Below are 22,745 nucleotides of genomic sequence, written 5' to 3'. Positions count from 1 at the left end.
GCGGCGCAAGCGTTCCGGCACTTGGCCCACTGGCATTGCGATGTCAGTGAGGGGTGCCACAGTGGGGGAGTGAACAACGCCAGGGCATCCGGCGGCGACCGCTGTGACGGTGACTGTCACAGCGCACGCCGCGCGGAACAGTAGGGGGTGACCTCCGGTCGTGACCGGTATGGGTGTGGAGGTGGGCGTGCAGGCAGCGCGCTCCCGGGCTCTCGCCGTGCTGCGCATCCGCAGCAGGGCGCTGGCCGTCGCCCTGCTGCCCGCGGCCGTCGCCGTCGTGCTGATCGCCGGCGGCACCAGCGGCCACATCAGCGGTGGTCACTGGGGCGTCACGCGCTGGATCGTCACAGGCGTGGCCGTCGTCGTCCTGCTCTGTGCCGCGGGCGTCGCGCTGGTCGTCGCCCGCGCCCGCCCCGCCGTGAGCCCCACGGTCCAGATCGCCGAGGACTCGGCCCCCGATCTGTACCGCATGGTGCGTGACCTGGCCGACCGTCTGGAAGTCCCCGCCCCCTCGGCGATAGCGCTCACCCCGGACTGCGACAGCTGGCTGGAGGACCGCACCCACCGCGCCCAGAGCCCGCCGGCCGCCGAATCCGGCGACGACACGGACGGGATACGAGGCCTCGCGGGCCCCCGGCACGGCCGCCCGCCCATCGCCCCCGTCCTCGTCATCGGCTCGCCGTTCCTGTGGTGGATGCGGGTCGGCGAGCTGCGGGCGGTCCTCGCCCCGGTCGTCGCAGGTACGGGTCCCTCGGCGCACCCCGACATAGCCGCGGCCCGCCGTTTCGTACGCGGGCTGGACGCGGCGGTGGCCGTCACCGCGGCGCCCACCCGTGGCCCCCTCGCCCGTACGGTGCTGGCCGGGGTCGGCTGGGTGACCCGCCTGCTGCTGCGCAGCTGCCGGGGCCATGCGGCGGAGATGGAGCGGGGAGTGGCGGCCGCGGCGGCCGAGCGTGCACAGACTGTGGACTACGGCGTGCGGATCGTCGCCCAGGAACAGGTGGGCCTGGCGTACGCGGGCTGGGACCGCCTGCTCACCAGGGTGGCGCTGCCGGCCTGGCGGATGGGCCGCTGGCCGTCGCGCCTGGACGCGGGTGTGGTCGCGGCCCTGACGGAACTCTCGCGCCGGGACCGCCTCGCCGAGGGCTTCACCTCGCGCCTCGGCGAGCGTCCGGCCTGTGACCTGTTGGAAGAGCCCGGTGTGGTGGACGAGGCGGCCTCGCTCCTCGCCGCCCGTCTGTTCCACGGAGGGCCCGCCGAGTGCGGTCCCGACTGGGCGCCGGTGGGGTGGCAGGAGTACCCGGACGAGGTCGTCGACCGCACATGGCGCACGGACGCGGCCCGCCTCCACCGCGTCCTGGACGCCCAGGGCGTCCACGTCACCACGCATCCGCCGACCCGGGACGCCGACGCCCCGACCCTGTCCCGGGTACTGGACCACTTGACGGTCACCCCCGCGGACAGGCACGCCGCTCCTTCCGCTCCTCGTGGGGGCCGACCGGAAAAGACCGGAGCGGCTGGTCCGGCGGCGGACCCCACCGAGCCCGCAGTCCCCACCGACGCGCGCGAGCGCCACGACGACGAGCACCAGCAGCACCACCACGACGGCGAGGACGGAGACGACGGGGACAGGGGCGGGGTCGGAAGCGGGACCGGGACCGGGGACAGGGATGGCGGCAGGGACGGGGACAAGGACGGGGACAAGGACGGGGACGGGGACGGGGACGAAGGCACTCTGGGAACGGAACGCACGGCGACGCTGGCGGCCGGTCTCAGCGCGGAACTGGCCCGCGAGGAGGCGGCGGCCCCGGTACGCGGCGGCGGCACGGAGCAGACAGGCCCCGACCGAACCCTCTGGGACGACGGAATGCTTCCTCTCTTCCCCCTCCAGCCCCCGAGATCGGGCCGGGAAATCCTCGCCGACCACGTGACGGCGATGATCTGCTGCGCCGCGATGGACACGGCGGGTGCGACACCCGGCCTCGACTGGCTCGACGGCCCCACCCTCCTGATCAACGGTGAACGGGCCGCGGACCTGACCCCCCGAGTCCTCACCTTGATAGAGGACGGCGACCCCACACCCCTCCGATCCTGGCTCCACCACTCGGGCATCCGCCCGGAAAAGCCGGTCCGCCTGGTCTGACGGCCCAGGGCCACACGCTCCGAGGCGGAGCCCGCGGTTCCGGTCACGTCAATTCGCGACGAACGGTGACGGACTGGGTGCGTAATGTGATGTGCTGGGACCGATCGCGTACATGGAAATGGCATACGACGGCTGACGGGGGCACGAGGGAGGGGACGGCGCATGGGATCGGAGCAGATCCGCCGCTGGGAGTCGGGCGCGCTGGCGCACGCCGTGACGGACCCCTTCGGCCAGGGCCCCGTCCCCTGGCTGCGCGGCGACGAGCAGTACTTCGACGACACCGGCCAGGTCGTCCCCTGGTACATCGACCCGGCCCCGGGAGCCACCGCTCTCCAGGGCGACACCCCGGCCCGCGACAACGGCCGAGGGACATCCCGCACGGGGAGCGCAGCACGCGCCATCCCCCACCCCCGCGCCGGCGGCCCCCGCTCCGCCGACGACGTCCACCGCCAGATCAAGGGCTTCACCGCCACCGGCGCGGCCGCCCCCGGCGAGGCGATCGACTTCCACATCACCGTCGACCCGCCCCAGGAATTCAGCGTCGACATCTACCGCATCGGCCACTACGGCGGCGACGGGGCATGCAAGATCACCACCAGCCCCCGGCTCTCCGGCATCGTCCAGCCACCCCCGCTCACCGCCGACCGCACGGTCTCCTGCCACCACTGGTGGCTGTCCTGGCGGCTCCAGATCCCGACGTACTGGAGCATCGGCGCGTACGTCGCCGTCCTCACCACCGCCGACGGCTACCGCTCCCACGTCCCCTTCACGGTCCGCGACAACCACCCGGCGGACCTGCTCCTCCTGCTCCCCGACATCACCTGGCAGGCGTACAACCTCTACCCGGAGGACGGCCACACGGGCGCCAGCCTCTACCACGCCTGGGACGAGACCGGCCGCCTGCTCGGCGAGGCCGACGCCGCCACCACGGTCTCCTTCGACCGCCCGTACGCCGGCGCGGGCCTGCCGCTCCACGTCGGCCACGCCTACGACTTCATCCGCTGGGCCGAGCGCTACGGCTACGACCTCGCCTACGCCGACGCCCGCGACCTGCACGCCGGCCGCGTCGACCCCACCCGCTACCGCGGCCTGGTCTTCCCCGGCCACGACGAGTACTGGTCGACGCACATGCGCCGCACCGTGGAACTCGCCCGCGAACACGGCACGTCCCTCGTCTTCCTCTCCGCCAACACCATGTACTGGCAGGTGGAGTTGGGCCCGTCCCCGTCCGGCGTCACCGACCGCCTGCTGACCTGCCGCAAGCGCCGAGGCCCCGGAAAACCCGCCCTGTGGCGCGAAATCGATCGCCCGGAGCAGCAGCTGATCGGCATCCAGTACGCGGGACGGGTCCCCGAACCCCACCCCATGATCGTCCGCAACGCCGACCACTGGCTGTGGGAGGCGTCCGGCGCGTACGAGGGGGAGGAGATCGGCGGCCTGGTCGCGGGTGAGGCCGACCGTTACTTCCCGCGCACCGCGCTCCCGGAGCACCAGGACCGCATCCTGCTCTCCCACTCCCCCTACCAGGACAGCGAGGGCAGCACCCGCCACCAGGAGACCTCGCTCTACCGGGCCCCGTCCGGCGCCCTGGTCTTCGCGGCCGGAACCTTCGCCTGGTCCCCGGCCCTGGACCGCCCCGGCCACGTCGACACACGAATCCAGCGGGCCACGGCCAACCTCCTGGACCGCATCTGCAAACACGACTGACGACGGGGCTCCGACCCGACCGCCCCCGCCCCGCCCGCGCACGTCCACCGGACCCCGCCCGCGCACGACCACCAGGCCCCGCCCGCGCACGTCCACCGGACCCCGCCCGTACGACCGCCACGCCTCCGCATCCGCTCCTGGCCAAGATCACTCCCCGCATACGGGAGAATTGAGCCACTTGGACAGAACCACGGGGAGGAACCGTGTCCGGATTCGTCGAAAAGCCCGAGCCCCTTCAGGTGCCGGGTCTGGTACATCTGCACACCGGCAAGGTGCGCGACCTGTACCAGAACGAGGCGGGCGACCTCGTGATGGTCGCCAGCGACCGTTTGTCCGCATTCGACTGGGTGCTGCCGACCGAGATCCCCGACAAGGGTCGCGTTCTCACCCAGTTGTCCCTCTGGTGGTTCGACCGGCTTGTCGACCTGGCCCCGAACCACGTCCTGAGCACCGAGCTCCCGCCCGGCGCCCCCGCCGACTGGCAGGGCCGCACCCTCATCTGCAAGTCCCTGAAGATGGAGCCCGTGGAGTGCGTCGCGCGCGGCTACCTCACCGGATCGGGCCTCGTCGAGTACAACGAGACCCGCACCGTCTGCGGCCTCGCCCTCCCCGAGGGCCTCGTCGACGGCTCGGAACTCCCGGGCCCGATCTTCACGCCCGCCACCAAGGCCGCGGTCGGCGAGCACGACGAGAACGTCTCGTACGAGGAGGTCGCCCGCCAGGTCGGCGCCGAGACGGCGGCGAAGCTGCGCCAGACGACTCTCGCCGTCTACGCCCGCGCCCGCGACATCGCCCGCCGCCGCGGCATCATCCTGGCCGACACCAAGTTCGAGTTCGGCTTCGACGGCGACACCCTCGTCCTCGCCGACGAGGTCCTCACCCCGGACTCCTCCCGCTTCTGGCCGGCCGACCAGTGGGAGCCGGGCCGCGCGCAGCCTTCGTTCGACAAGCAGTTCGTCCGCGACTGGCTGACCTCGCCGGAGTCCGGCTGGGACCGCAAGAGCGAGCAGCCCCCGCCGCCCCTGCCTCAGCACGTCGTGGACGCGACCCGCGCGAAGTACGTGGAGGCGTACGAGCGCCTCACGGGCGCGAACTGGTCGTAGCCCGCAACGGCACAACGAAAAGCCCCCGACCTGAGGTCGGGGGCTTCTTCGTGGAGCGGACGACGAGGCTCGAACTCGCGACCTCAACCTTGGCAAGGTTGCGCTCTACCAACTGAGCTACGTCCGCACGGCGCCGTGGCGCGAGAGCAACTATACCCAACCTCGTTCACGCGCGAGGCGCACCGCCGTATGACGGTTCTCCGCGCCGAGCTTCGACACGGCCGACGACAGATAGTTCCGCACGGTCCCCTCCGCCAGGGCGGCCCGCTCGGCGATCTCCGCGACGGGCGCCCCGTCGGCGGCGAATTCGAGCACCTCCGCCTCCCGCACGGTCAGCGGCGAGTCCCCGGCGGAGATCGCGTCGGCGGCCAACTCCGGGTCCACGTAACGATTTCCCGCGTGCACCGTACGAATGATCTCCGCCAGCCGCTGGGCACTGACGGTCTTCGGGACGAACCCGCGCACACCCGCCTCAAGCGCCCGCTTCAGATGCCCCGGCCGCCCATGACTCGTCACGATCAGCACCTGGCAGCCGGGCAGTTCGGCGCGCAGAGATGTGCTCACCCTCACACCGTCCGCCCCCGGCATCTGGAGATCCAGCACGGCCACATCGGGCGCATGTGCCCGCGCCATCGCGAGCGCCTCCGGGCCGGTCGCCGCCTCGGCCACCACCAGCAGGTCCTCCTCCAGCGCGAGCAGCGCGGCCAGCGCCCCCCGGATCAGATGCTCGTCGTCGGCGAGCAGCACCCGCACCGGAGCCTGGGCCGACGAGTGCGGGGCGGACGGAACGGACGTCATGGAGTGACCTCACTCACCGAGGGCAGGACAGGCGTGGACAGTGGGGGCGCGGGCGGTGCCGGAAGCGGAATCCGCGCGGTCAGCCGGAACAGCCCCTCCCCGGAGGGCGCGGCCCGCAGCGTGCCGTCGACCACGGACAGCCGCTCCCGCAGACCCGCCAGCCCGGATCCGCCGCCCGGCGCGGAGTCGGGTACCCCGTCGTTCTCCACGGTGAGCACGACATGGCCCTCCACCGTCCGCAGGGTCACCACACAGCGTGCGGCGTTCCCGTGCCGCAGCACGTTGGTGGTCGCCTCGCGCACCACCCAGCCGAGCGCCGACTGGACCGGCGCGGGCAGCCCGGCCGCTGATCCGCTGACCTCGCAGTCGATGCCCGCGGCCGTCAACACGCCTTGCGCGCCGGCGAGTTCCGTGCCGAGATCGGCCTCGCGGTAACCGCGCACCACCTCGCGCACCTCCCGTTGTGACTCGCGCGCTATCCGCTGCACCTCGATCATCTGCTCCACCGCCTCGGGCCGCTCGCGCCGGGCGAGTTGGACCGCGAGTTCGCTCTTGAGGGCGATCACCGCGAGGTTGCGCCCCATCACGTCGTGCAGATCACGCCCGAACCGCAGCCGTTCCTCGGCGACGGCGAGCCGGGCCCGGGTCTCGCGGGCCTCGTCCAGTGTGTAGACGGCGTCGAGCAGCCAGACGGAGAACGCCGAGCTGAAGGCGAGGAACCCGGTGGTCACCAGTACCGCGATGGCCGTGGCCAGCGCCACCGGCCCGGACAGGCCCAGGGGGAACGACACACTCCCGGCACCCACCGCGAAGCCCGCCACCATCGACAGCATGCGCCGCCTGTTACGGATGCCGAGCGCCATGGTGCCGGCGCCGAACCCCAGCACCGCCACAAAGACCGTGCCCGCCGCGCCCGCCGCGTCCGTGCCGCCGGGACCGTGTGACGCGAGGAGGAGCGCGCCGATGCCGATCAGCGCGGTGGCCGCGCCCAGCGCGCCGAGCATGCGTATCGGCTGTTCCCGGCGGCCGCGCGTCCAGTCGAGCGCCTGGGAAGCCGTCGCCATGCACAGGGCGGCGTGCGCGCACACAGCAACGAGCACCAGCACCGAGAACGGCTCCGGCACGCTGCCGAAGGCCACGAGCCCGATCGCGGAGATCTCGATCAGTCCGAAGAAGTGGAACGACCACCGCGTATACGTCTCGACCTTCGCCGGAGTGGTCTTCCCCCGCCACCAGGCCCTGGGTGTGCTCATCTTCTGCCTCCCCCCATCACTGCGGCGCTCAGCGCCTCGGCTCCCACCGGAACCACCGTCGTACAGCAAACACCGCGATCACGATCCAGGCCACGCCCGTGCAGACGGCGCCCAGGGTGTCGTACATCGAGAGGCCGCCGGTCCAGCCCGCGCGTAGCAGCCGGATCGCCGGGGAGAGCGGCAGCAACTCGCAGACCGAGGCGGCACGGTCGGGCAGAGCCTCCAGCGGGATCGTGATGCCCGAGCCCAGCATGGACACGAACAGCATGGGCAGCACCGTCACCTGCGCACTTTCCACGGTCCTGCTGAAGGCGGCTGTGACGGCCGCCAGAGCCGCGCAGAGTATGAGACCCAGCGAGAGGCCGAGGACGACGAGATGGGGCGCTCGGGGCGCGCCGGCGTCGAGGAGCGCCATGCAGCCGACAGCCAGGAGCACGGACTGGGCAAGGCCGATGCAGACGGCGGGCAGCGCGGCGCCGACGAGGATCTCGGGATCGCTGAGCTCGCCGGTGCGCAGCCGCTTGAGGACGAGTTCCTCCCGGCGTGAGACATAGACGCTGACCAGGGCCGAATACACCGCGAAGAGCAGGGAGAAGCCGATCGCGGCCGTGAGCATCACCGTGCCGAAGGTGAATCCCTCGGACTTGAGGTCCATCTGGTCGGCTGCCGGCTTCGCACTGAACGGCAGGGCCAGGGGGACGAACAGGGCTGTGACGATCACTCCCCTGTTGCGGGTCAGCAGCATCGTCTCGGCCCGCGCCAGGGCGCGCAGCCGCCCTGCCGGGGTGGTGGGCGCGACGGTGCTCATGCCACGGCCTCCTTGCCGCTCGCGGTGGTCCCTGACACGTCCGTGCGTCCCGGCCGGCCCGGACGGTCTCCGGCTGCCTCCCGGGCTATCCGCAGGAACGCCTCCTCCAGCGACGCCGATCGCACGTCGAGCCCCCGCAGCTCGACCTGGGCGCGCTGTGCCCACAGCAGCAGAGCGGTGGCCGTGCGCTGGAGTTCGTGCGTGCGGAGCCGGACCGTGCGGCCCGTCGTCTCGTGGGTGCTCACGCCGAGGTCCGCGAGCGGGGGCAGGTCCCCCAGGAAGTAGCCGTCGGGCAGGTCGAAGGAGATACGGGACGGCTGGGCCGCGGTCACCTCGGCCGGCGTACCGGCGGTCGCGATGCGCCCCTCGTGGAGTATCGCGAGCCGGTCGGCGAGGCCTTCCGCCTCCTCCAGATAGTGCGTGGTCAGCAGTACCGTCGTACCACCGTCGCGCAGCTCGCGGACCAACTCCCAGGTCTCCTGGCGGCCTTCGGCGTCCAGGCCGGTCGTCGGCTCGTCGAGGAAGAGGACCTCGGGGCGGCCGAGGAGCGCGAGCGCGAGGTCCAGGCGCCGCCTTTCGCCCCCCGACAACTGCTTCACGCGTACGTCGGGCCGGCGCTCCAGGCCGACCAGTGACAGCGCCTCGCCCACCGGCCGGGCGCCGCTCGTACAACCCGCCCACATCCGCACGGTCTCCGCGACCGTCAGCTCGGACGGGAAGCCGCCCTCCTGCAGCATCACGCCGGTCCTGGGCCGGACGGCCGCCCGCTCCTCGTACGGATCGTGGCCGAGGACGCGCACGCGACCGCCGGACGGGGCCGCGAGGCCCTCCAGCAGCTCGACCGTGGACGTCTTGCCCGCGCCGTTCGTCCCCAGCAGGGCGAACAGCTCCCCGCGCTCCACCGAGAACGTGATCCCGCGGACCGCCTCGAAATCTCCCCCGTACACGCGCCGCAGATCAGTGACCTCAATCACATGATCGTGCTCACGCTCGTGCTCGCTCGTGTTCATGAAATCAGCGTCCCCGCGGGGGAGGCGCCGCAGCAGTGCGTGGTGTCATCACTCCGCATGACAAATGTCAGATGCGCGGAGCCCCCGGGGGAATGCCTGCCCGCGGATGAGCTGAGGAACGCCTTGAACACGAGAAAGACCCCGGTCGACTGACCGGGGCCTTCACTTTCTGGAGCGGACGACGAGGCTCGAACTCGCGACCTCAACCTTGGCAAGGTTGCGCTCTACCAACTGAGCTACGTCCGCATTGCCTCCGACCGGCTCTCACCGATCGGCGCGAGCACCACCCTACCTGATCCACAAGAGTGGTCGGTAAGGGATGCAGAGCGGGTGACAGGAATTGCACACTGCGCCTTCCCCCTGGAAGGGGGATGTTCTACTACTGAACTACACCCGCGTGACTCCGGGAGCCGGGCCTTTCGGCCTTGCCCCTCGGCGTGCTCCAGACTCTAGCTGATCAGCAGGGGGGCAGCGCAAGTCGGTTCTCTGCGGGGGTGGATGACCGGCCGTCGGCGAGCCCCCTCCGACGGCCCACGCGTGCCCCGCGGACGGAGCCGGTGCACGGCCGGCGCGGAGCCGGTGCGCCCCGGCGCGAAGTCAGTGCGCCTCGGCGAACGCCTCGTAGACCTTCTTCGGAATCCGGCCCCGCGGCGGAACCTCCAGCTTGTTGGAACGGGCCCAGGCCCGGACGGCGGCCGGATCGGGGGTCAACGCGGTGTGCGTGTACGCCTTCCCGGACTTCGCCTTCTTGCGGCCGGCCTCGACGTAGGGCGCCAGCGCCTTACGCAGTTTCTTCGCATTGGCTTGATTGAGGTCGATCTCGTACGACTTGCCATCCAGTCCGAAGACGATCGTTTCCGCCGCTTCTGAGCCGTCGATGTCGTCGGAGAGAGTGACCACGACACGCTGCGCCACGAATATCGGTCCCTTCGTGCGACACCTCCGTGATCACAACCACGACGTGCTGAGACGGCATGGAGATGTCGGGGAGATGTCGACTGTCCGGCTGTAATTGGGAAAGTATCGGCTATTGCCAATTCCTTTGTACAGTGCCCGGCATTGCATTGTGAAGACCGACTGAATACCTCAGCGTGTCTGCGTGCAATGGAGTCCTACCGGTCTTCTGCGGTTTTTCCCAGAATTTTCCGTGTGGGCCCCCGCGTCGATGCGTGATCGTGATGGCGGTCACGTAGGATTCTACGAATCTACGCGGGTAGAAATTTTGTGCGGGTAGTCTGAAGGGACCTGCTCAGCACCACACACCGGGAGTGCCAGTGGCACGCGTCGTAGTCGACGTCATGCTCAAGCCGGAGATCCTCGACCCCCAGGGCCAGGCGGTGCAGCGTGCACTGCCGCGTCTCGGTTTCGAAGGTGTCTCCGACGTACGTCAGGGAAAGCGATTCGAACTCGAGGTGGACGGACCGGTGGACGACGCCGCGCTCACCCGCATCCGTGAACTTGCGGAATCCTTCCTCGCCAACACCGTGATCGAGGACTTCACCGTGAAGGTGGAGGACGAGAAGGTGGAGGCCGGAAAGTGACCGCTCGTATTGGCGTCGTCACTTTCCCGGGCAGCCTCGACGACCGGGACACCCAGCGCGCGATCAAGCTCGCCGGCGCCGAACCTGTCGCTCTCTGGCACAAGGACAAGGACCTCAAGCAGGTCGACGCCGTGGTGCTGCCCGGCGGATTCTCGTACGGCGACTATCTGCGCGCTGGCGCCATCTCGCGCTTCTCGCCGGTCATGGAGACCGTCATCGAGCAGGCGAAGTCGGGAATGCCGGTCCTCGGCATCTGCAACGGCTTCCAGATCCTCACCGAGGCCCACCTCCTCCCCGGCGCGATGCTCGGCAACAACCATCTGCACTTCATCTGCCGCGACCAGAAGCTGCGGGTGGAGAACGCGGACACCGCCTGGACCAGCGACTACGAGGCCGGCCAGGAGATCCACATCCCGCTGAAGAACATGGACGGGCGGTACGTCGCCGACGAGCGGACCCTCGACATGCTCGAGGCCGAGGGCCGGGTCGCCTTCCGGTACGTGGTCGGTGGCGCGGCCGCCGACGGGTACGGCAACCCGAACGGTTCGCTGCGCGACATCGCCGGCATCACCAACGAGGCCGGGAACGTCGTCGGTCTCATGCCGCACCCCGAGCACGCCGTCGAGCCGCTGATCGGTACGGGCCGTACCGACGGCCTCCCCTTCTTCACCTCGATCCTCAAGAAGCTGGTCAACGCATGAGCCGCACGCCTCTGGACACGGTCGAGCACGCGGCCGCGACCCCCGACGTCGAGCTGCCCTGGGCCGAACTCGGCCTGAAGAAGGACGAGTACGAGCGGGTCGTGGAGATCCTCGGCCGCCGGCCCACCGGTGCCGAGCTCGCCATGTACTCGGTCATGTGGTCCGAGCACTGTTCGTACAAGTCGTCCAAGGTCCACCTGCGCCAGTTCGGCGAGAAGGCCCCGCAGAGCGACGCCCTCCTCGTCGGTATCGGTGAGAACGCGGGCGTGGTGGACGTCGGCCAGGGGTACGCGGTCACCTTCAAGGTCGAGTCGCACAACCACCCCTCGTACGTCGAGCCCTACCAGGGTGCGGCCACCGGCGTCGGCGGCATCGTGCGCGACATCATCGCGATGGGCGCCCGGCCGGTCGCCGTGGTGGACCCGCTGCGCTTCGGTGCGGCCGACCACCCCGACACCAAGCGCGTGCTGCCCGGTGTCGTCGCGGGCATCGGCGGCTACGGCAACTGCCTCGGCCTGCCCAACATCGGCGGCGAGGTCGTCTTCGACGCCTGCTACCAGGGCAACCCGCTCGTCAACGCCGGTGCCATCGGCGTCATGCGGCACGAGGACATCCACCTCGCCAAGGCGTCCGGTGCCGGCAACAAGGTCATCCTGTACGGGGCCCGTACGGGCGGCGACGGCATCGGCGGCGCCTCCATCCTGGCCTCCGAGACCTTCGACGACGCCAAGCCGTCGAAGCGCCCCGCGGTCCAGGTCGGCGACCCCTTCCAGGAGAAGCTGCTCATCGAGTGCACCCTGGAGGCCTTCGCCGAGAAGCTCGTCGTCGGCATCCAGGACCTGGGCGCGGCCGGTCTGTCGTGCGCGACGAGCGAGCTGGCGTCCAACGGCTCCGGTGGCATGCGCGTGACGCTGGACGACGTACCGCTGCGCGACTCCACCCTCTCGCCCGAGGAAATCCTCATGAGCGAGTCGCAGGAACGCATGTGCGCGGTCGTCGAGCCGGAGAAGGTCGACCGCTTCCTCGCGATCTGCGAGAAGTGGGACGTCATCGCCACCGTCATCGGTGAGGTGACGGACGGCGACCGCCTCGAGATCTACTGGCACGGCGGCAAGATCGTCGACGTCGACCCGCGCACGGTCGCGCACGACGGTCCGGTCTACGAGCGCCCGTACGCCCGTCCGGAGTGGCAGGACGCCCTCCAGGCCGACGACGCGAACAAGCTGCCCAGGCCGTCTTCGAGCGAGGAACTGAGGGATCAGGTCCTCAAGCTGGTCGCCTCCCCGAACCAGGCCTCCAAGTCCTGGATCACCTCCCAGTACGACCACTTCGTGCAGGGCAACACGGTTCTCGCCCAGCCCGAGGACTCCGGCATGATCCGCATCGACGCGGAGTCCGGGCTCGGCGTCGCCATCGCCACCGACGGCAACGGCCGGTACGCGAAGCTCGACCCGTACGCGGGCGCGCAGCTCGCCCTCTCCGAGGCGTACCGCAACGTGGCGACGACCGGTGCCAAGCCGCTCGCCGTTTCCGACTGCCTGAACTTCGGCTCGCCCGAGGACCCGGCCGTCATGTGGCAGTTCGCCGAGGCCATCCGCGGACTCGCCGACGCCTGCCAGCAGCTGGGCACCCCGGTGACCGGCGGCAACGTCTCGCTCTACAACCAGACGGGCGAGGTGGCCATCCACCCCACGCCGGTCGTGGCCGTGCTGGGCGTCATCGACGACGTCGCCCGCCGCACCCCCGTCGCCTTCCAGGAGGAGGGGCAGCTGCTCTACCTCCTCGGCGACACGCGTGAGGAGTTCGGCGGTTCGGCCTGGTCGCAGGTCGTGCACGACCACCTCGGCGGGCTGCCGCCGCAGGTCGACCTGGAGCGCGAGCGGCTGCTCGGCGAGATCCTCATCTCGGCCTCCCGCGACGGCATGATCGACGCCGCGCACGACCTGTCCGACGGCGGTCTGATCCAGGCCGTGGTGGAGTCGGCGCTGCTCGGCGGCAAGGGCGCGCGGCTGGTCGTTCCCGATGGTCTGGACGCTTTCACCTTCCTGTTCTCGGAGTCGGCGGGCCGTGCGGTCGTCGCCGTCCCGCGCTCGGAGGAGCTCCGGTTCAACGACATGTGCGGGGCGCGCGGGCTGCCCGTCACCCGTATCGGTGTCGTCGACGGCGATTCGGTGGAGGTGCAGGGCGAGTTCACGCTCCCGCTGGCCGAGCTGCGGAAGGCGCACGAGGAGACGATCCCGGCGCTGCTGGCCTGAGATTCGGTACGTCGCCGAAGGCCCTGCCCGGACTCCGGGCAGGGCCTTCGCCCGTACTCCGCCGTGGACGCCGTACGCCGTCAGTTCCTGGAGATGGGCGAGGCGCGACCCCTCGGTTGAACCCGGAGCCGTTCGCTCGTCAGGTGCATGATCTCCTGGTCGCCACCCAAGAAGGGCCTGAGCGGATACGCGGTCAGGGCCTAGGCTGAGGATCATGCCCCCGGCCAAGAAGCGCACCCGCACCTACGACCCCGCCAGGATCCGGGCGGCGGTACTGGCCCAGTTCGGGAACGTACGAGAGGGCGTAAGGGCCCTTGACGACGAGCAGTTGGCGCGGCCCACGCACCTCGGGGACTGGAATGTGCGGGAGTTGGCCGCGCACACCACGATGGCCATCGAGGCCGTCAACAAGTTCATCGACAGGCCCGCGCCACCGAAACAGGAAGTCACGCTGCTGGACTGGCCGTTCGTGACCGCGGTGAACGCCGAAGCGATCGCCGACACGAGCCGCGAGCCGGCCGCCGGTCACCCGGACCTGGACGCCTTCCTCGCCGTCACCGAGCAGCGTTTCACCGAGCGGCTGGCCGCGCACCCCGACACCCGTTTGCTCCTGACGGGCACCGGCCCCATGAGCCTCGGCGACTACCTCGTCACCCGCACCGTCGAACTCGTCGTCCACACCGACGACCTCAACCGGTCCGTCCCCGGCCTCGACATCCCGTACGACCGCCAGGCCCTCGCCGCCTGCACCCGGCTGCTCGCCGACGCGCTGGCCGTGAAGGCACCCGGCGCCTCCACCGAGGTGCGCATCCCTCCGTACGCCGTCGTGCAGTGTGTCGAAGGCCCCCGGCACACCCGCGGCACCCCGCCGAACGTCGTGGAGACCGACCCGCTCACCTGGATCCGGCTCGCGACAGGCCGCCTCGACTGGACGACCGCGCTCGACGACGCCCAGGTCAGCGCGAGCGGCGAGCGGGCCGACCTGGGCGGACTGCTCCCCCTCATGAGCTGACCCGAGCCGGTCACGAGTTGACCCGAGCCGGCCACCAGCCGGCCACAAGCTGACCCGAGCCGGCCACAAGCTGACACGAGCTGGCCACAAGCTGACCCGAGCACGCGTGGCCGCCCGGAGCGGAACCAATCACCCCACCCGCCCCGTCCAACCGGCATGTACAGGCAGCGACTGACACTCCCGGCCTTGACCCTCACCGCCCTGACCCTGCTCCCGCTGGCCGTGGCCTGCGGCAATGAGAAGGGCGGCGGTACGGGCAGCAGCTCCGTCGGCGCGGACACCGAACCGTCCGTCACCGGCGTCCACTGGACCGTGGACAGCGTGACCGTGAACGGCACCACCCACCAGGCACCCGACGGCGCCCATGTGGAGATCGCCGAGGACGGCCGGGCCACGGGCAACTACGGCTGCAACAGCTTCCACTCGACCGCGACCTTCAAGGGCGACCGCATCACCCTGAGCAGAACGCTCAGCACCGAGATGGCCTGCGAGAAGCGTCCGATGGAGTTCGAGACGACCCTCGCCCGCGCCCTCGCCGCCGGCCCGCTCACCGCCGAGGCCGGCCAGGGAAAGCTGACGCTCACCACGGCCAAGGGCGACCGCGTCCACCTCACCGAGGAGAAGGACGCCCCGCTCTACGGCACCAAGTGGACGGTCAACTCCCTGATCGGCGGCGACGTCGCCCAGTCGCTCCCCGCGGCGGCCGACGGCAAGGCCTGGCTCACCTTCACCAAGAAGAGCGAGAGCGGCGACAAGAAGAGCGGCGAAAAGGAGCGCGGCGACAAGGAGGTCGGCACCGTCAGCGGCAGCCTCGGCTGCAACCGCGTCTCCGCCATGGCCACCGTACGCGGCAGTCACATCACCCTCGGCGCCCCCCGCACCACCCGCCAGATGTGCTCCGGCTCACTCATGACGACCGAGAAAAGCCTGCTGAAGCTGTTCGACAGCACGGTGAGCTACCGCATCGACCACCGCGCCATCACGCTGACCAGCGAAAACGGCGAGGGTATCGGAGCGATCGCCGACAGGTGACCCCAGTCCACCCCGATGTCCGGACAACTGGTTGCAGAACGCACCGGATTCGGAACGGTGCACGATCTCGCCTACACTCGGTGGCGTGCCACGTGGTGACGGTCGACTCAATCATGATCTGCTCCCCGGTGAGAAAGGCCCCCAGGACGCTTGTGGCGTCTTCGGTGTCTGGGCTCCGGGCGAAGAGGTCGCCAAGCTCACTTACTTCGGGCTCTACGCCCTCCAGCATCGGGGCCAGGAATCCGCGGGTATCGCGGTCAGCAATGGCTCCCAGATCCTCGTCTTCAAGGACATGGGTCTCGTGTCCCAGGTCTTCGACGAGACCTCTCTCGGTTCGCTCCAGGGTCATATCGCGGTCGGTCACGCCCGCTACTCGACCACCGGTGCCTCCGTCTGGGAGAACGCCCAGCCGACGTTCCGCGCCACCGCGCACGGTTCGATCGCGCTCGGGCACAACGGCAACCTGGTCAACACGGCGCAGCTCGCCGAGATGGTCGCCGACCTCCCCAAGGAGAACGGGCGCTCCCCGAAGGTCGCGGCCACCAACGACACGGACCTCGTCACCGCGCTCCTCGCGGGCCAGCGGGACGACGAGGGCCAGCCGCTGACCATCGAGGAGGCGGCCGCCAAGGTCCTCCCGCAGGTCCAGGGCGCCTTCAGCCTCGTCTTCATGAACGAGCACACCCTCTACGCGGCCCGCGACCCGCAGGGCATCCGCCCGTTGGTCCTCGGCCGCCTCGAGCGCGGCTGGGTCATCGCCTCGGAGTCCGCCGCCCTCGACATCTGCGGCGCCAGCTACGTCCGCGAGATCGAGCCGGGCGAGTTCGTCGCCATCGACGAGAACGGCCTTCGCAGCTCCCGATTCGCGGAAGCGAAGCCCAAGGGCTGTGTCTTCGAGTACGTGTACCTGGCCCGTCCCGACACGGACATCGCCGGCCGCAACGTGTACCTCAGCCGGGTCGAGATGGGCCGTCGCCTCGCCAAGGAGGCGCCCGCCGAGGCCGACCTGGTGATAGCGACGCCGGAGTCCGGCACCCCCGCCGCGATCGGTTACGCGGAGGCCTCCGGCATTCCGTTCGGCGCCGGCCTGGTGAAGAACGCGTATGTCGGCCGGACCTTCATCCAGCCCTCGCAGACGATCCGCCAGCTCGGCATCCGCCTCAAGCTGAACCCGCTCAAGGAAGTCATCAAGGGCAAGCGCCTGGTCGTCGTCGACGACTCGATCGTGCGCGGCAACACCCAGCGCGCGCTGGTGCGGATGCTCCGCGAAGCGGGTGCGGCGGAAGTCCACATCCGGATTTCCTCGCCCCCCGTGAAGTGGCCCTGCTTCTTCGGCATCGACTTCGCCACCCGTGCCGAGCTGATCGCCAACGGCATGACGATCGAGGAGATCGGTACCTCGCTGGGCGCCGACTCCCTCTCGTACATCTCCATCGACGGCATGATCGAGGCGACCACGATCGCCAAGCCCAACCTCTGCCGGGCCTGCTTCGACGGCGAGTACCCGATGGATCTCCCCGACCCCGAACTGCTGGGCAAGCAGCTTCTGGAGACCGAGCTGGCGGCGGGTCCCGCCGCCACGGCCGCGGCCGACGCGATCCGTCGCCCCTGAGGCCCCCTCACCAACCCGAAAGATCCCAGGCAATGTCTGCTGTTTTCGATCAGGGGACTCCGTCCCCTGGCACCGGTGCCAGCTACGCGTCCGCGGGCGTCGACATCGAAGCGGGTGACCGCGCCGTAGAGCTGATGAAGGAGTGGGTGAAGAAGACCCAGCGCCCCGAGGTCCTCGGCGGCCTCGGCGGCTTCGCCGGTCTCTTCGACGCCTCCGCCCTCAAGCGCTTCGAGCGCCCGCTGCTCGCGTCCGCCACCGACGGCGTGGGCACGAAGGTGGACCTCGCCCGGCAGCTCGGTGTGTACGACACCATCGGGCACGACCTCGTCGCGATGGTCATGGACGACATCGTGGTGTGCGGCGCCGAGCCGCTCTTCATGACCGACTACATCTGCGTCGGCAAGGTTCACCCCGAGCGTGTCGCCGCCATCGTGAAGGGCATCGCCGAGGGCTGTGTGCTCGCGGGCTGCGCCCTGGTGGGCGGCGAGACGGCCGAGCACCCCGGCCTCCTCGGTCCGGACGACTTCGACGTCGCGGGCGCGGGTACGGGCGTCGTGGAGGCCGACCGCCTGCTCGGCGCGGATCGTATCCGTAAGGGTGACGCGGTGATCGCCATGGCGGCCTCCGGGCTTCACTCGAACGGGTACTCACTCGTCCGGCATGTCCTCTTCGAGCGGGCGAAGCTGAGCCTGGACCAGCACATCGAGGAGTTCGGCCGCACGCTCGGCGAGGAGCTCCTGGAACCCACCAAGATCTACTCGCTGGACTGCCTGGCGCTGACCCGCACCACCGAGGTGCACGCCTTCTCGCACATCACCGGTGGCGGCCTCGCGGCCAACCTGGCCCGGGTCGTCCCGGACGGCCTGCACGCCGTCGTCGACCGCGAGACCTGGACCCCGGACCCGGTCTTCGACCTGGTCGGCAGGACCGGCGACGTCGAGCGCCTGGAGCTGGAGAAGACGCTGAACATGGGCGTCGGCATGATCGCGATCCTCCCCGAGGAGTCCACGGACGTCGCGCTCGCCACCCTCGCGGACCGCGGTGTGAACGCCTGGGTCGCCGGTGAGATCACCGACCGCGGCGACCACGAGACGGGCGCGGCGCTCATCGGCTCGTACGCGAACTGACGCGCGAACCGCAGCGCCGGCGGAAAAAGGCGCCGCGAAGCAAGGCAGGAAGCAGTCACGAAGCAGGGCAGCACGAAACCCGGTCCGGCGCAGAGGCCCCGGACCGGGTGAGGTGCAGTCGCTATGAGAACTGCGAAGGCCGCGCGGTCAAGCGCCGCGGCGTTGCGACGTGGGACCGGACTCGTCGTCCTCGTCCTCGTCGTCGTTGTAAAGATCCGCGTACTGAGCGTACGGGTCGTCTTCTTCGTCGTCGTCCTCGAACGGCTCGCCGTTCGGCGGCTGGCTCGAAGTCGAAGCGCCCAGCTCATTGGCCAGACGCGAGAGGTCAGTCCCGCCGCTGCTGTACTTCAGCTGGCGGGCGACCTTCGTCTGCTTGGCCTTTGCCCGGCCGCGCCCCATGGCTCGACCCCCTCAGATACGGGGCTCGACGGCCCCAGAGTCTTGACACGCGTTCATGATCTGGAACGGGCTCTCCGTGGAGAGACCGGTCCGTAGGGCTTCCACGGTACCTGAGCCCACGCCCATACGGTACGTCGCCCGCAGCACGTGCCGATGCCCAGAACCCGCGAGGTGCCCTTTCCCCGCTGGTCAACCGCGATTTTAACCTCTTCTTGGCGCCCGACCCGCCGACCGACGTGAGAGTTCTCTCCCCGCGCCCGTCGGCGAGTCCCTGACAAGGGCGTACCGGCGGCCCGCGATCAGCCCCGGCGGGCCTCCGCCATGCGCTGCTCGGCAATCCGGTCGGCCGCGGCGGCCGGCGGAATGCCGTCTTCCTTCGCACGTGCGAATATGGCCAGCGTGGTGTCGAAGATCTTCGCGGCCTTCGCCTTGCACCGGTCGAAGTCGAAGCCGTGCAGCTCGTCGGCGACCTGGATGACCCCGCCCGCGTTCACCACGTAGTCCGGCGCGTAGAGGATCCCGCGGTCGGCGAGGTCCTTCTCGACGCCCGTGTGGGCGAGCTGGTTGTTGGCCGCGCCGCACACGATCTTCGCGGTGAGCACCGTGACGGAGTCGTCGTTCAGGGCCCCGCCGAGCGCGCACGGGGCGTAGATGTCGAGCCCGTCCACCCGGATCAGCGCGTCGGTGTCCGCGACGGCCGTGACGCCCGTCGGGTGCTGGTCGAGGATCCGCTGTACGGAGTCGGTCCGCACGTCCGTGATCACGACCTCCGCGCCGTCGTCCAGCAGGTGCCGCACCAGGTGGCGGCCGACCTTGCCGACGCCCGCGATGCCCACCTTGCGGCCGCGCAGCGTCGGGTCGCCCCACAGGTGCTGGGCGGAGGCCCGCATGCCCTGGAAGACACCGAAGGCGGTCAGCACGGAGGAGTCGCCCGCGCCGCCGTTCTCCGGGGAGCGCCCGGTCGTCCAGCGGCACTCGCGCGCCACGACGTCCATGTCGGCGACGTACGTACCGACGTCGCACGCGGTGACGTACCGCCCGCCGAGCGAGGCCACGAACCGGCCGTAGGCCAGCAGCAGCTCCTCGGTCTTGATCCGCTCGGGGTCACCGATGATGACGGCCTTGCCGCCGCCGTGGTCGAGGCCGGCCATGGCGTTCTTGTACGACATCCCGCGCGCGAGGTTCAGCGCGTCGGCGACGGCCTCCTCCTCGCTCGCGTACGGGTAGAAGCGCGTACCGCCGAGGGCGGGGCCCAGGGCGGTGGAGTGGATGGCGATGACGGCCTTGAGACCAGTGGCCCGGTCCTGGCAGAGCACGACTTGCTCATGCCCCCCCTGGTCCGAGCGGAACAGGGTGTGCAGGACGCCGTCGGATACATCGGTCACGGTGGTGACTCCCAGGTAGCGGCGGTTGAAGGGGTGAGTCCCGTACGGGTGGCGGGCCTCGTGGCACGAGGGTAGAGCGTGTATGCGCCTGCCAACCGCGCCGTGCTCAGGATCACCCTCCTCCGGAGTACGTCCGGGCGGGACGTGGGACGATTTGCAGCGGTTTCCCGCTCCCTCGGCCAGGGAGCGGACGGTTTCGTGCCGGGTCCGTGGGGGAGGGAGCAGGCGTGCCCAAGAAGGTGTCCTCGGTGATCGTCCCGTACGCGTCGTACCTGCGCGTGTACGAGCCGCTGGCGGCCTTCCCGGAGCCGGAGCGCGGCCACTGGGCGCGCTACGCGCGGCGTCGGGAGCGCCCCTCCTACCAGGACGAGCTGCGGCGGTCCCTGGCCGACCTGCTGCCCACCCCACCCATCCCGGTGCCCGTCCACGAGAGCGGTGACGCGTTCGTCCTCGACGTCGAGGGCGTGGTCTGCGTCTGCCCCTGGCGCACCCGGCTGCGCGGCTGGCAGGCCCTGGGGGAGCTGGCGGAGGAGTTTCCGGCACCGGTCCTCGACGCGGTTCTGCCGCCGCTCGTACGCCGTCAGGCCGCCCAGGACTACGAGCGCTGGCTGGCCCGCAACCCCGACGCACGGCCGTGGATCCGCACGTCGACCTGGCAGGTGCCGCTGAACTGGTTCGTCCTGGTCTCCGACGAGGAGCGGAAGTACGAGAAGGGGGCGGGCGAGGTGCCGCCGGTGCTGCGCTACCGGACGCCGATGGTGCAGGCGCGGCGGCGGGTGGCGCGGGGCCTGAGGACCCTCAAGGACACGATCGACGAGGGTCCGCTCATCGACGGTCTGCTGGACGTCGGCCGGTGGCTGGAGGAGTTCCACCCGCGCTCACTGGTCGAGCTGGACTACGGGGGGCTCGTGCATGTCCTGCCGGCCGGGCACCTCGACGGGGACCACTCGGCGGCGGACGTCGCGGCGGGCATCGAGGCGCTGCGCATCGGGGACGGGGCCGCGGCGGGCGAGGCGTACGGCCGGCTGGTGGAGCGCTGGCGGTCGGTACGGGACCGGCGCTCGGCGAACTGAGCCGGGCGGGTGACGTGTGACCCACGGCCGGGGTGCGGCCTGCCCGTGACGGGTGGCGTGTGACGTGTGCGCCGGAATTCTACGAATCGTGACCTCTGAGCCATGGTGAAGTCGCAACCCTTGGCCCATGGTTGACGTACCGAAGTTTCGGTGGGGTGGGACGTAGGTCCCGATCCGGGCTTTTGTCCCAAGCGTGACGGAACGCACTTACGTGGGTCTTGCCTCGTAGGCCCCTCCTCATGCCAAAATAGGACAAGGAGTCCGGGGGAAGCTCCCTCTGCCTACTTATGGGTGGAATCTCAGCATTGCACGCTATGGGGGGTCTTAGGACTCCTGATCGCCCTGTGACTGATCGTCACAGTGGCGTGACTGTCCGCTATGGCATGGTCCATCGGCTTCCGTCGCTGATGAACACCTGGGAGGGCAATTCCATCGGTTTGGCCTACGCGGCTGGACGGATGGTGTAGTTGTAGTGCCGAGGACAAGCCGTTCGTCCTATAACCGACTCGACTCGCGTCCGCCATTTCGGGCAACGCGGGTCAAGGTGCAGAATTTAGAGGAAAGAACCGAGAAGGTTCGGTTCTCCCGAGGAGGCCGCTCATGACCGCTCGCACCCCTGATGCCGAGCCGCTGCTGACCCCGGCTGAGGTCGCCACCATGTTCCGTGTCGACCCCAAGACGGTCACGCGGTGGGCGAAGGCCGGAAAGCTCACTTCGATCCGCACGCTCGGCGGGCACCGCCGCTACCGCGAAGCAGAGGTCCGCGCACTGCTCGCGGGCATCCCGCAGCAGCGCAGCGAGGCCTGAACAACTGAATAACGGGGCATTTCACCAGGTCCCCCAACCTGGTGCGACGCCCGACCAAAGCTCCAAGCGACGCGGGTTCTGCCCCAACAGGGCCCACGCCCGACCCAGTTACACAAGCGACAAGGGTGCGTCGTCGATCGCGCTGGACTCCGCCGGGTCCAGCGCGATTTTTTTTGTGCCCTGATGACGGACTGGCAGGACGTCCTGTGAGCGGGCTTGTCGGAGTCTGGGGAGGGGTGTCGGATCTGTTGTGGGGACACCCCGGAGGGCGGTGCAATTGCACATATTAAATTGACCTGTTGTAGGTGAGGTGTAAGTTCCGCACTTTCCAAAACTTATGCGGTGACTCCCGTCACACGCCGCAGTCCTTGTTGCGTCCTGCTGATCTGCGCTAAAGGAGCGTACGTCTGGGGGGCGTACGTTCACGGAGGCGCGCGGACGCACGCGATCGGGCGTGCGGGTGTGCGGGCGGGTGTGCGGGCTTCTGTGGCCCGACTGGGGCGCGTACGGGCGTCGATCACGCCTTGGAGAGGATCTCCTCCTCGGCGGCCGTCTCGGGGCCGTCCTCGCCGTTCGGGGCGGGTTCCATGGCCAGCCGCAGGAGTTGGCGGCAGATCGGGCAGTGCCGGGTCAGATGGCGGTACCCGGAAGCGGCCGACAGATGGGCGCGGAGCAGGGCTCGCGTCTCGTGCCTAGCGGACACCGCCATGTGTCACCTCCAGCGGCCCCACGAGGGTCGAGGGCCCTGGTTTCTGAAGTACCGGCGGAATGTGACGCCGTCAAGACGCGGCGCCGGCCCGGGAAGCGGCGGGGCGGGCCGGGAAGCGGCGGGGCGGAGTGGCGGCATGAGAAGGGCCCCGCATCCGTTCCGGATGCGGGGCCCGACTGATCAATGCGGTCCTGACGGGATTTGAACCCGCGGCCTCCACCTTGACAGGGTGGCGAGCACTCCAAACTGCTCCACAGGACCAGGTTTCGC

At 70.0% G+C, this 22,745-nt stretch carries 20 protein-coding genes and 4 tRNA genes; 12 read left to right on the top strand and 12 right to left on the bottom strand.

Translation table 11 applies throughout. The annotated features are described in order from the left end of the window. Nucleotides 1–169: 169 nt before the first annotated feature. The 3 genes from GTY58_RS21690 (at nucleotide 170) to GTY58_RS21680 (ending at nucleotide 4,953) form a co-directional block, all read left to right on the top strand. A complete protein-coding gene (locus GTY58_RS21690; protein WP_202498211.1) occupies nucleotides 170–2,143 on the top strand; it encodes a hypothetical protein in 1,974 nt (657 codons plus the stop codon). Between the two features lie 162 nt (nucleotides 2,144–2,305). Further along, nucleotides 2,306–3,850 carry a N,N-dimethylformamidase beta subunit family domain-containing protein gene (locus GTY58_RS21685; protein WP_010985575.1) on the top strand — a complete coding sequence of 515 codons (1,545 nt, stop codon included), beginning with the start codon at nucleotides 2,306–2,308 and terminating at the stop codon, nucleotides 3,848–3,850. A gap of 203 nt (nucleotides 3,851–4,053) precedes the next feature. Beyond that, nucleotides 4,054–4,953, top strand: a complete 900-nt coding sequence (locus tag GTY58_RS21680) for a phosphoribosylaminoimidazolesuccinocarboxamide synthase (RefSeq protein WP_010985574.1) — start codon at nucleotides 4,054–4,056, stop codon at nucleotides 4,951–4,953. A 51-nt stretch (nucleotides 4,954–5,004) separates the two neighbouring features. Here the strand turns inward: GTY58_RS21680 and GTY58_RS21675 are convergent. The 8 genes from GTY58_RS21675 to GTY58_RS21640 form a co-directional block, all read right to left on the bottom strand. Further along, nucleotides 5,005–5,080, bottom strand: a tRNA-Gly gene (locus GTY58_RS21675). A gap of 23 nt (nucleotides 5,081–5,103) precedes the next feature. Next, on the bottom strand, nucleotides 5,104–5,751 hold the full coding sequence (locus GTY58_RS21670) for a response regulator transcription factor (RefSeq protein WP_042493364.1): 648 nt from the start codon (nucleotides 5,749–5,751) through the stop codon (nucleotides 5,104–5,106). Next, the gene (locus GTY58_RS21665; protein WP_010985572.1) at nucleotides 5,748–7,004 is read right to left on the bottom strand and encodes a histidine kinase; all 1,257 of its coding nucleotides are present in this window, start codon (nucleotides 7,002–7,004) and stop codon (nucleotides 5,748–5,750) included. Before GTY58_RS21665 ends, GTY58_RS21670 begins: the two co-directional genes overlap by 4 nt. Nucleotides 7,005–7,032: 28 nt before the next feature. Beyond that, nucleotides 7,033–7,812: an ABC transporter permease gene (locus GTY58_RS21660; protein ID WP_010985571.1), complete on the bottom strand. Its 780-nt coding sequence runs from the start codon at nucleotides 7,810–7,812 to the stop codon at nucleotides 7,033–7,035. Next, a complete protein-coding gene (locus GTY58_RS21655) occupies nucleotides 7,809–8,822 on the bottom strand; it encodes an ATP-binding cassette domain-containing protein (protein ID WP_010985570.1) in 1,014 nt (337 codons plus the stop codon). The genes GTY58_RS21660 and GTY58_RS21655 overlap by 4 nt, the downstream gene beginning before the upstream one ends. Nucleotides 8,823–8,992: 170 nt before the next feature. Then, nucleotides 8,993–9,068, bottom strand: a tRNA-Gly gene (locus GTY58_RS21650). Nucleotides 9,069–9,147: 79 nt separating this feature from the next. Next, nucleotides 9,148–9,219 (bottom strand) — tRNA-Gly (locus GTY58_RS21645). Nucleotides 9,220–9,419: 200 nt separating this feature from the next. Beyond that, nucleotides 9,420–9,737 (bottom strand): Lsr2 family protein, encoded by a 318-nt coding sequence (locus GTY58_RS21640; protein WP_010985569.1) that lies wholly within the window; start codon nucleotides 9,735–9,737, stop codon nucleotides 9,420–9,422. A 359-nt stretch (nucleotides 9,738–10,096) separates the two neighbouring features. Here GTY58_RS21640 and purS point away from each other — a divergent pair, with 359 nt between their 5' ends. The 7 genes from purS to purM all read left to right on the top strand — a co-directional run bounded on the left by purS (nucleotide 10,097) and on the right by purM (nucleotide 18,102). Then, complete coding sequence (purS, locus tag GTY58_RS21635) at nucleotides 10,097–10,363, top strand: phosphoribosylformylglycinamidine synthase subunit PurS (RefSeq protein ID WP_010985568.1); 267 nt, start codon at nucleotides 10,097–10,099, stop codon at nucleotides 10,361–10,363. After that, the gene (purQ, locus tag GTY58_RS21630; protein WP_010985567.1) at nucleotides 10,360–11,064 is read left to right on the top strand and encodes a phosphoribosylformylglycinamidine synthase subunit PurQ; all 705 of its coding nucleotides are present in this window, start codon (nucleotides 10,360–10,362) and stop codon (nucleotides 11,062–11,064) included. The genes purS and purQ overlap by 4 nt, the downstream gene beginning before the upstream one ends. Next, entirely contained in the window at nucleotides 11,061–13,319 is a 2,259-nt protein-coding gene (gene purL / locus GTY58_RS21625) for a phosphoribosylformylglycinamidine synthase subunit PurL (protein ID WP_010985566.1), read from the top strand. The genes purQ and purL overlap by 4 nt, the downstream gene beginning before the upstream one ends. A gap of 214 nt (nucleotides 13,320–13,533) precedes the next feature. Continuing rightward, nucleotides 13,534–14,331 carry a maleylpyruvate isomerase family mycothiol-dependent enzyme gene (locus GTY58_RS21620; protein WP_010985565.1) on the top strand — a complete coding sequence of 266 codons (798 nt, stop codon included), beginning with the start codon at nucleotides 13,534–13,536 and terminating at the stop codon, nucleotides 14,329–14,331. 156 nt (nucleotides 14,332–14,487) lie between these two features. Further along, nucleotides 14,488–15,363, top strand: coding sequence for an META domain-containing protein (locus tag GTY58_RS21615; RefSeq protein WP_010985564.1), 876 nt, complete (start codon nucleotides 14,488–14,490; stop codon nucleotides 15,361–15,363). Nucleotides 15,364–15,448: 85 nt separating this feature from the next. Further along, nucleotides 15,449–16,975: an amidophosphoribosyltransferase gene (gene purF / locus GTY58_RS21610; protein WP_037647620.1), complete on the top strand. Its 1,527-nt coding sequence runs from the start codon at nucleotides 15,449–15,451 to the stop codon at nucleotides 16,973–16,975. A 32-nt stretch (nucleotides 16,976–17,007) separates the two neighbouring features. Next, nucleotides 17,008–18,102, top strand: a complete 1,095-nt coding sequence (purM, locus tag GTY58_RS21605; RefSeq protein ID WP_010985562.1) for a phosphoribosylformylglycinamidine cyclo-ligase — start codon at nucleotides 17,008–17,010, stop codon at nucleotides 18,100–18,102. 147 nt (nucleotides 18,103–18,249) lie between these two features. Here the strand turns inward: purM and GTY58_RS21600 are convergent, their stop codons facing one another. After that, the gene (locus GTY58_RS21600; protein ID WP_010985561.1) at nucleotides 18,250–18,501 is read right to left on the bottom strand and encodes a DUF3073 domain-containing protein; all 252 of its coding nucleotides are present in this window, start codon (nucleotides 18,499–18,501) and stop codon (nucleotides 18,250–18,252) included. Between the two features lie 299 nt (nucleotides 18,502–18,800). After that, a complete protein-coding gene (locus GTY58_RS21595; protein WP_010985560.1) occupies nucleotides 18,801–19,886 on the bottom strand; it encodes a Glu/Leu/Phe/Val dehydrogenase dimerization domain-containing protein in 1,086 nt (361 codons plus the stop codon). A gap of 227 nt (nucleotides 19,887–20,113) precedes the next feature. Between GTY58_RS21595 and GTY58_RS21590 the strand changes: the two genes are divergently transcribed. After that, nucleotides 20,114–20,959, top strand: coding sequence for a hypothetical protein (locus GTY58_RS21590; protein ID WP_010985559.1), 846 nt, complete (start codon nucleotides 20,114–20,116; stop codon nucleotides 20,957–20,959). Nucleotides 20,960–21,559: 600 nt separating this feature from the next. Then, nucleotides 21,560–21,766, top strand: a complete 207-nt coding sequence (gene bldC, locus GTY58_RS21585) for a developmental transcriptional regulator BldC (protein ID WP_003949541.1) — start codon at nucleotides 21,560–21,562, stop codon at nucleotides 21,764–21,766. Between the two features lie 517 nt (nucleotides 21,767–22,283). Here bldC and GTY58_RS21580 read toward each other — a convergent pair. Continuing rightward, complete coding sequence (locus GTY58_RS21580) at nucleotides 22,284–22,475, bottom strand: DUF6274 family protein (protein WP_010985558.1); 192 nt, start codon at nucleotides 22,473–22,475, stop codon at nucleotides 22,284–22,286. 186 nt (nucleotides 22,476–22,661) lie between these two features. Beyond that, a tRNA-Asp gene (locus tag GTY58_RS21575) sits at nucleotides 22,662–22,736 on the bottom strand. Nucleotides 22,737–22,745 lie beyond the last annotated feature (9 nt).

The organism is Streptomyces sp. SID5469 (assembly GCF_009862865.1).
GTDB classification, from domain to species: domain Bacteria; phylum Actinomycetota; class Actinomycetes; order Streptomycetales; family Streptomycetaceae; genus Streptomyces; species Streptomyces avermitilis.
The sequence above is the reverse complement of the archived record's forward strand: the minus strand, read 5'-3'. Positions and strand labels throughout refer to the sequence as shown.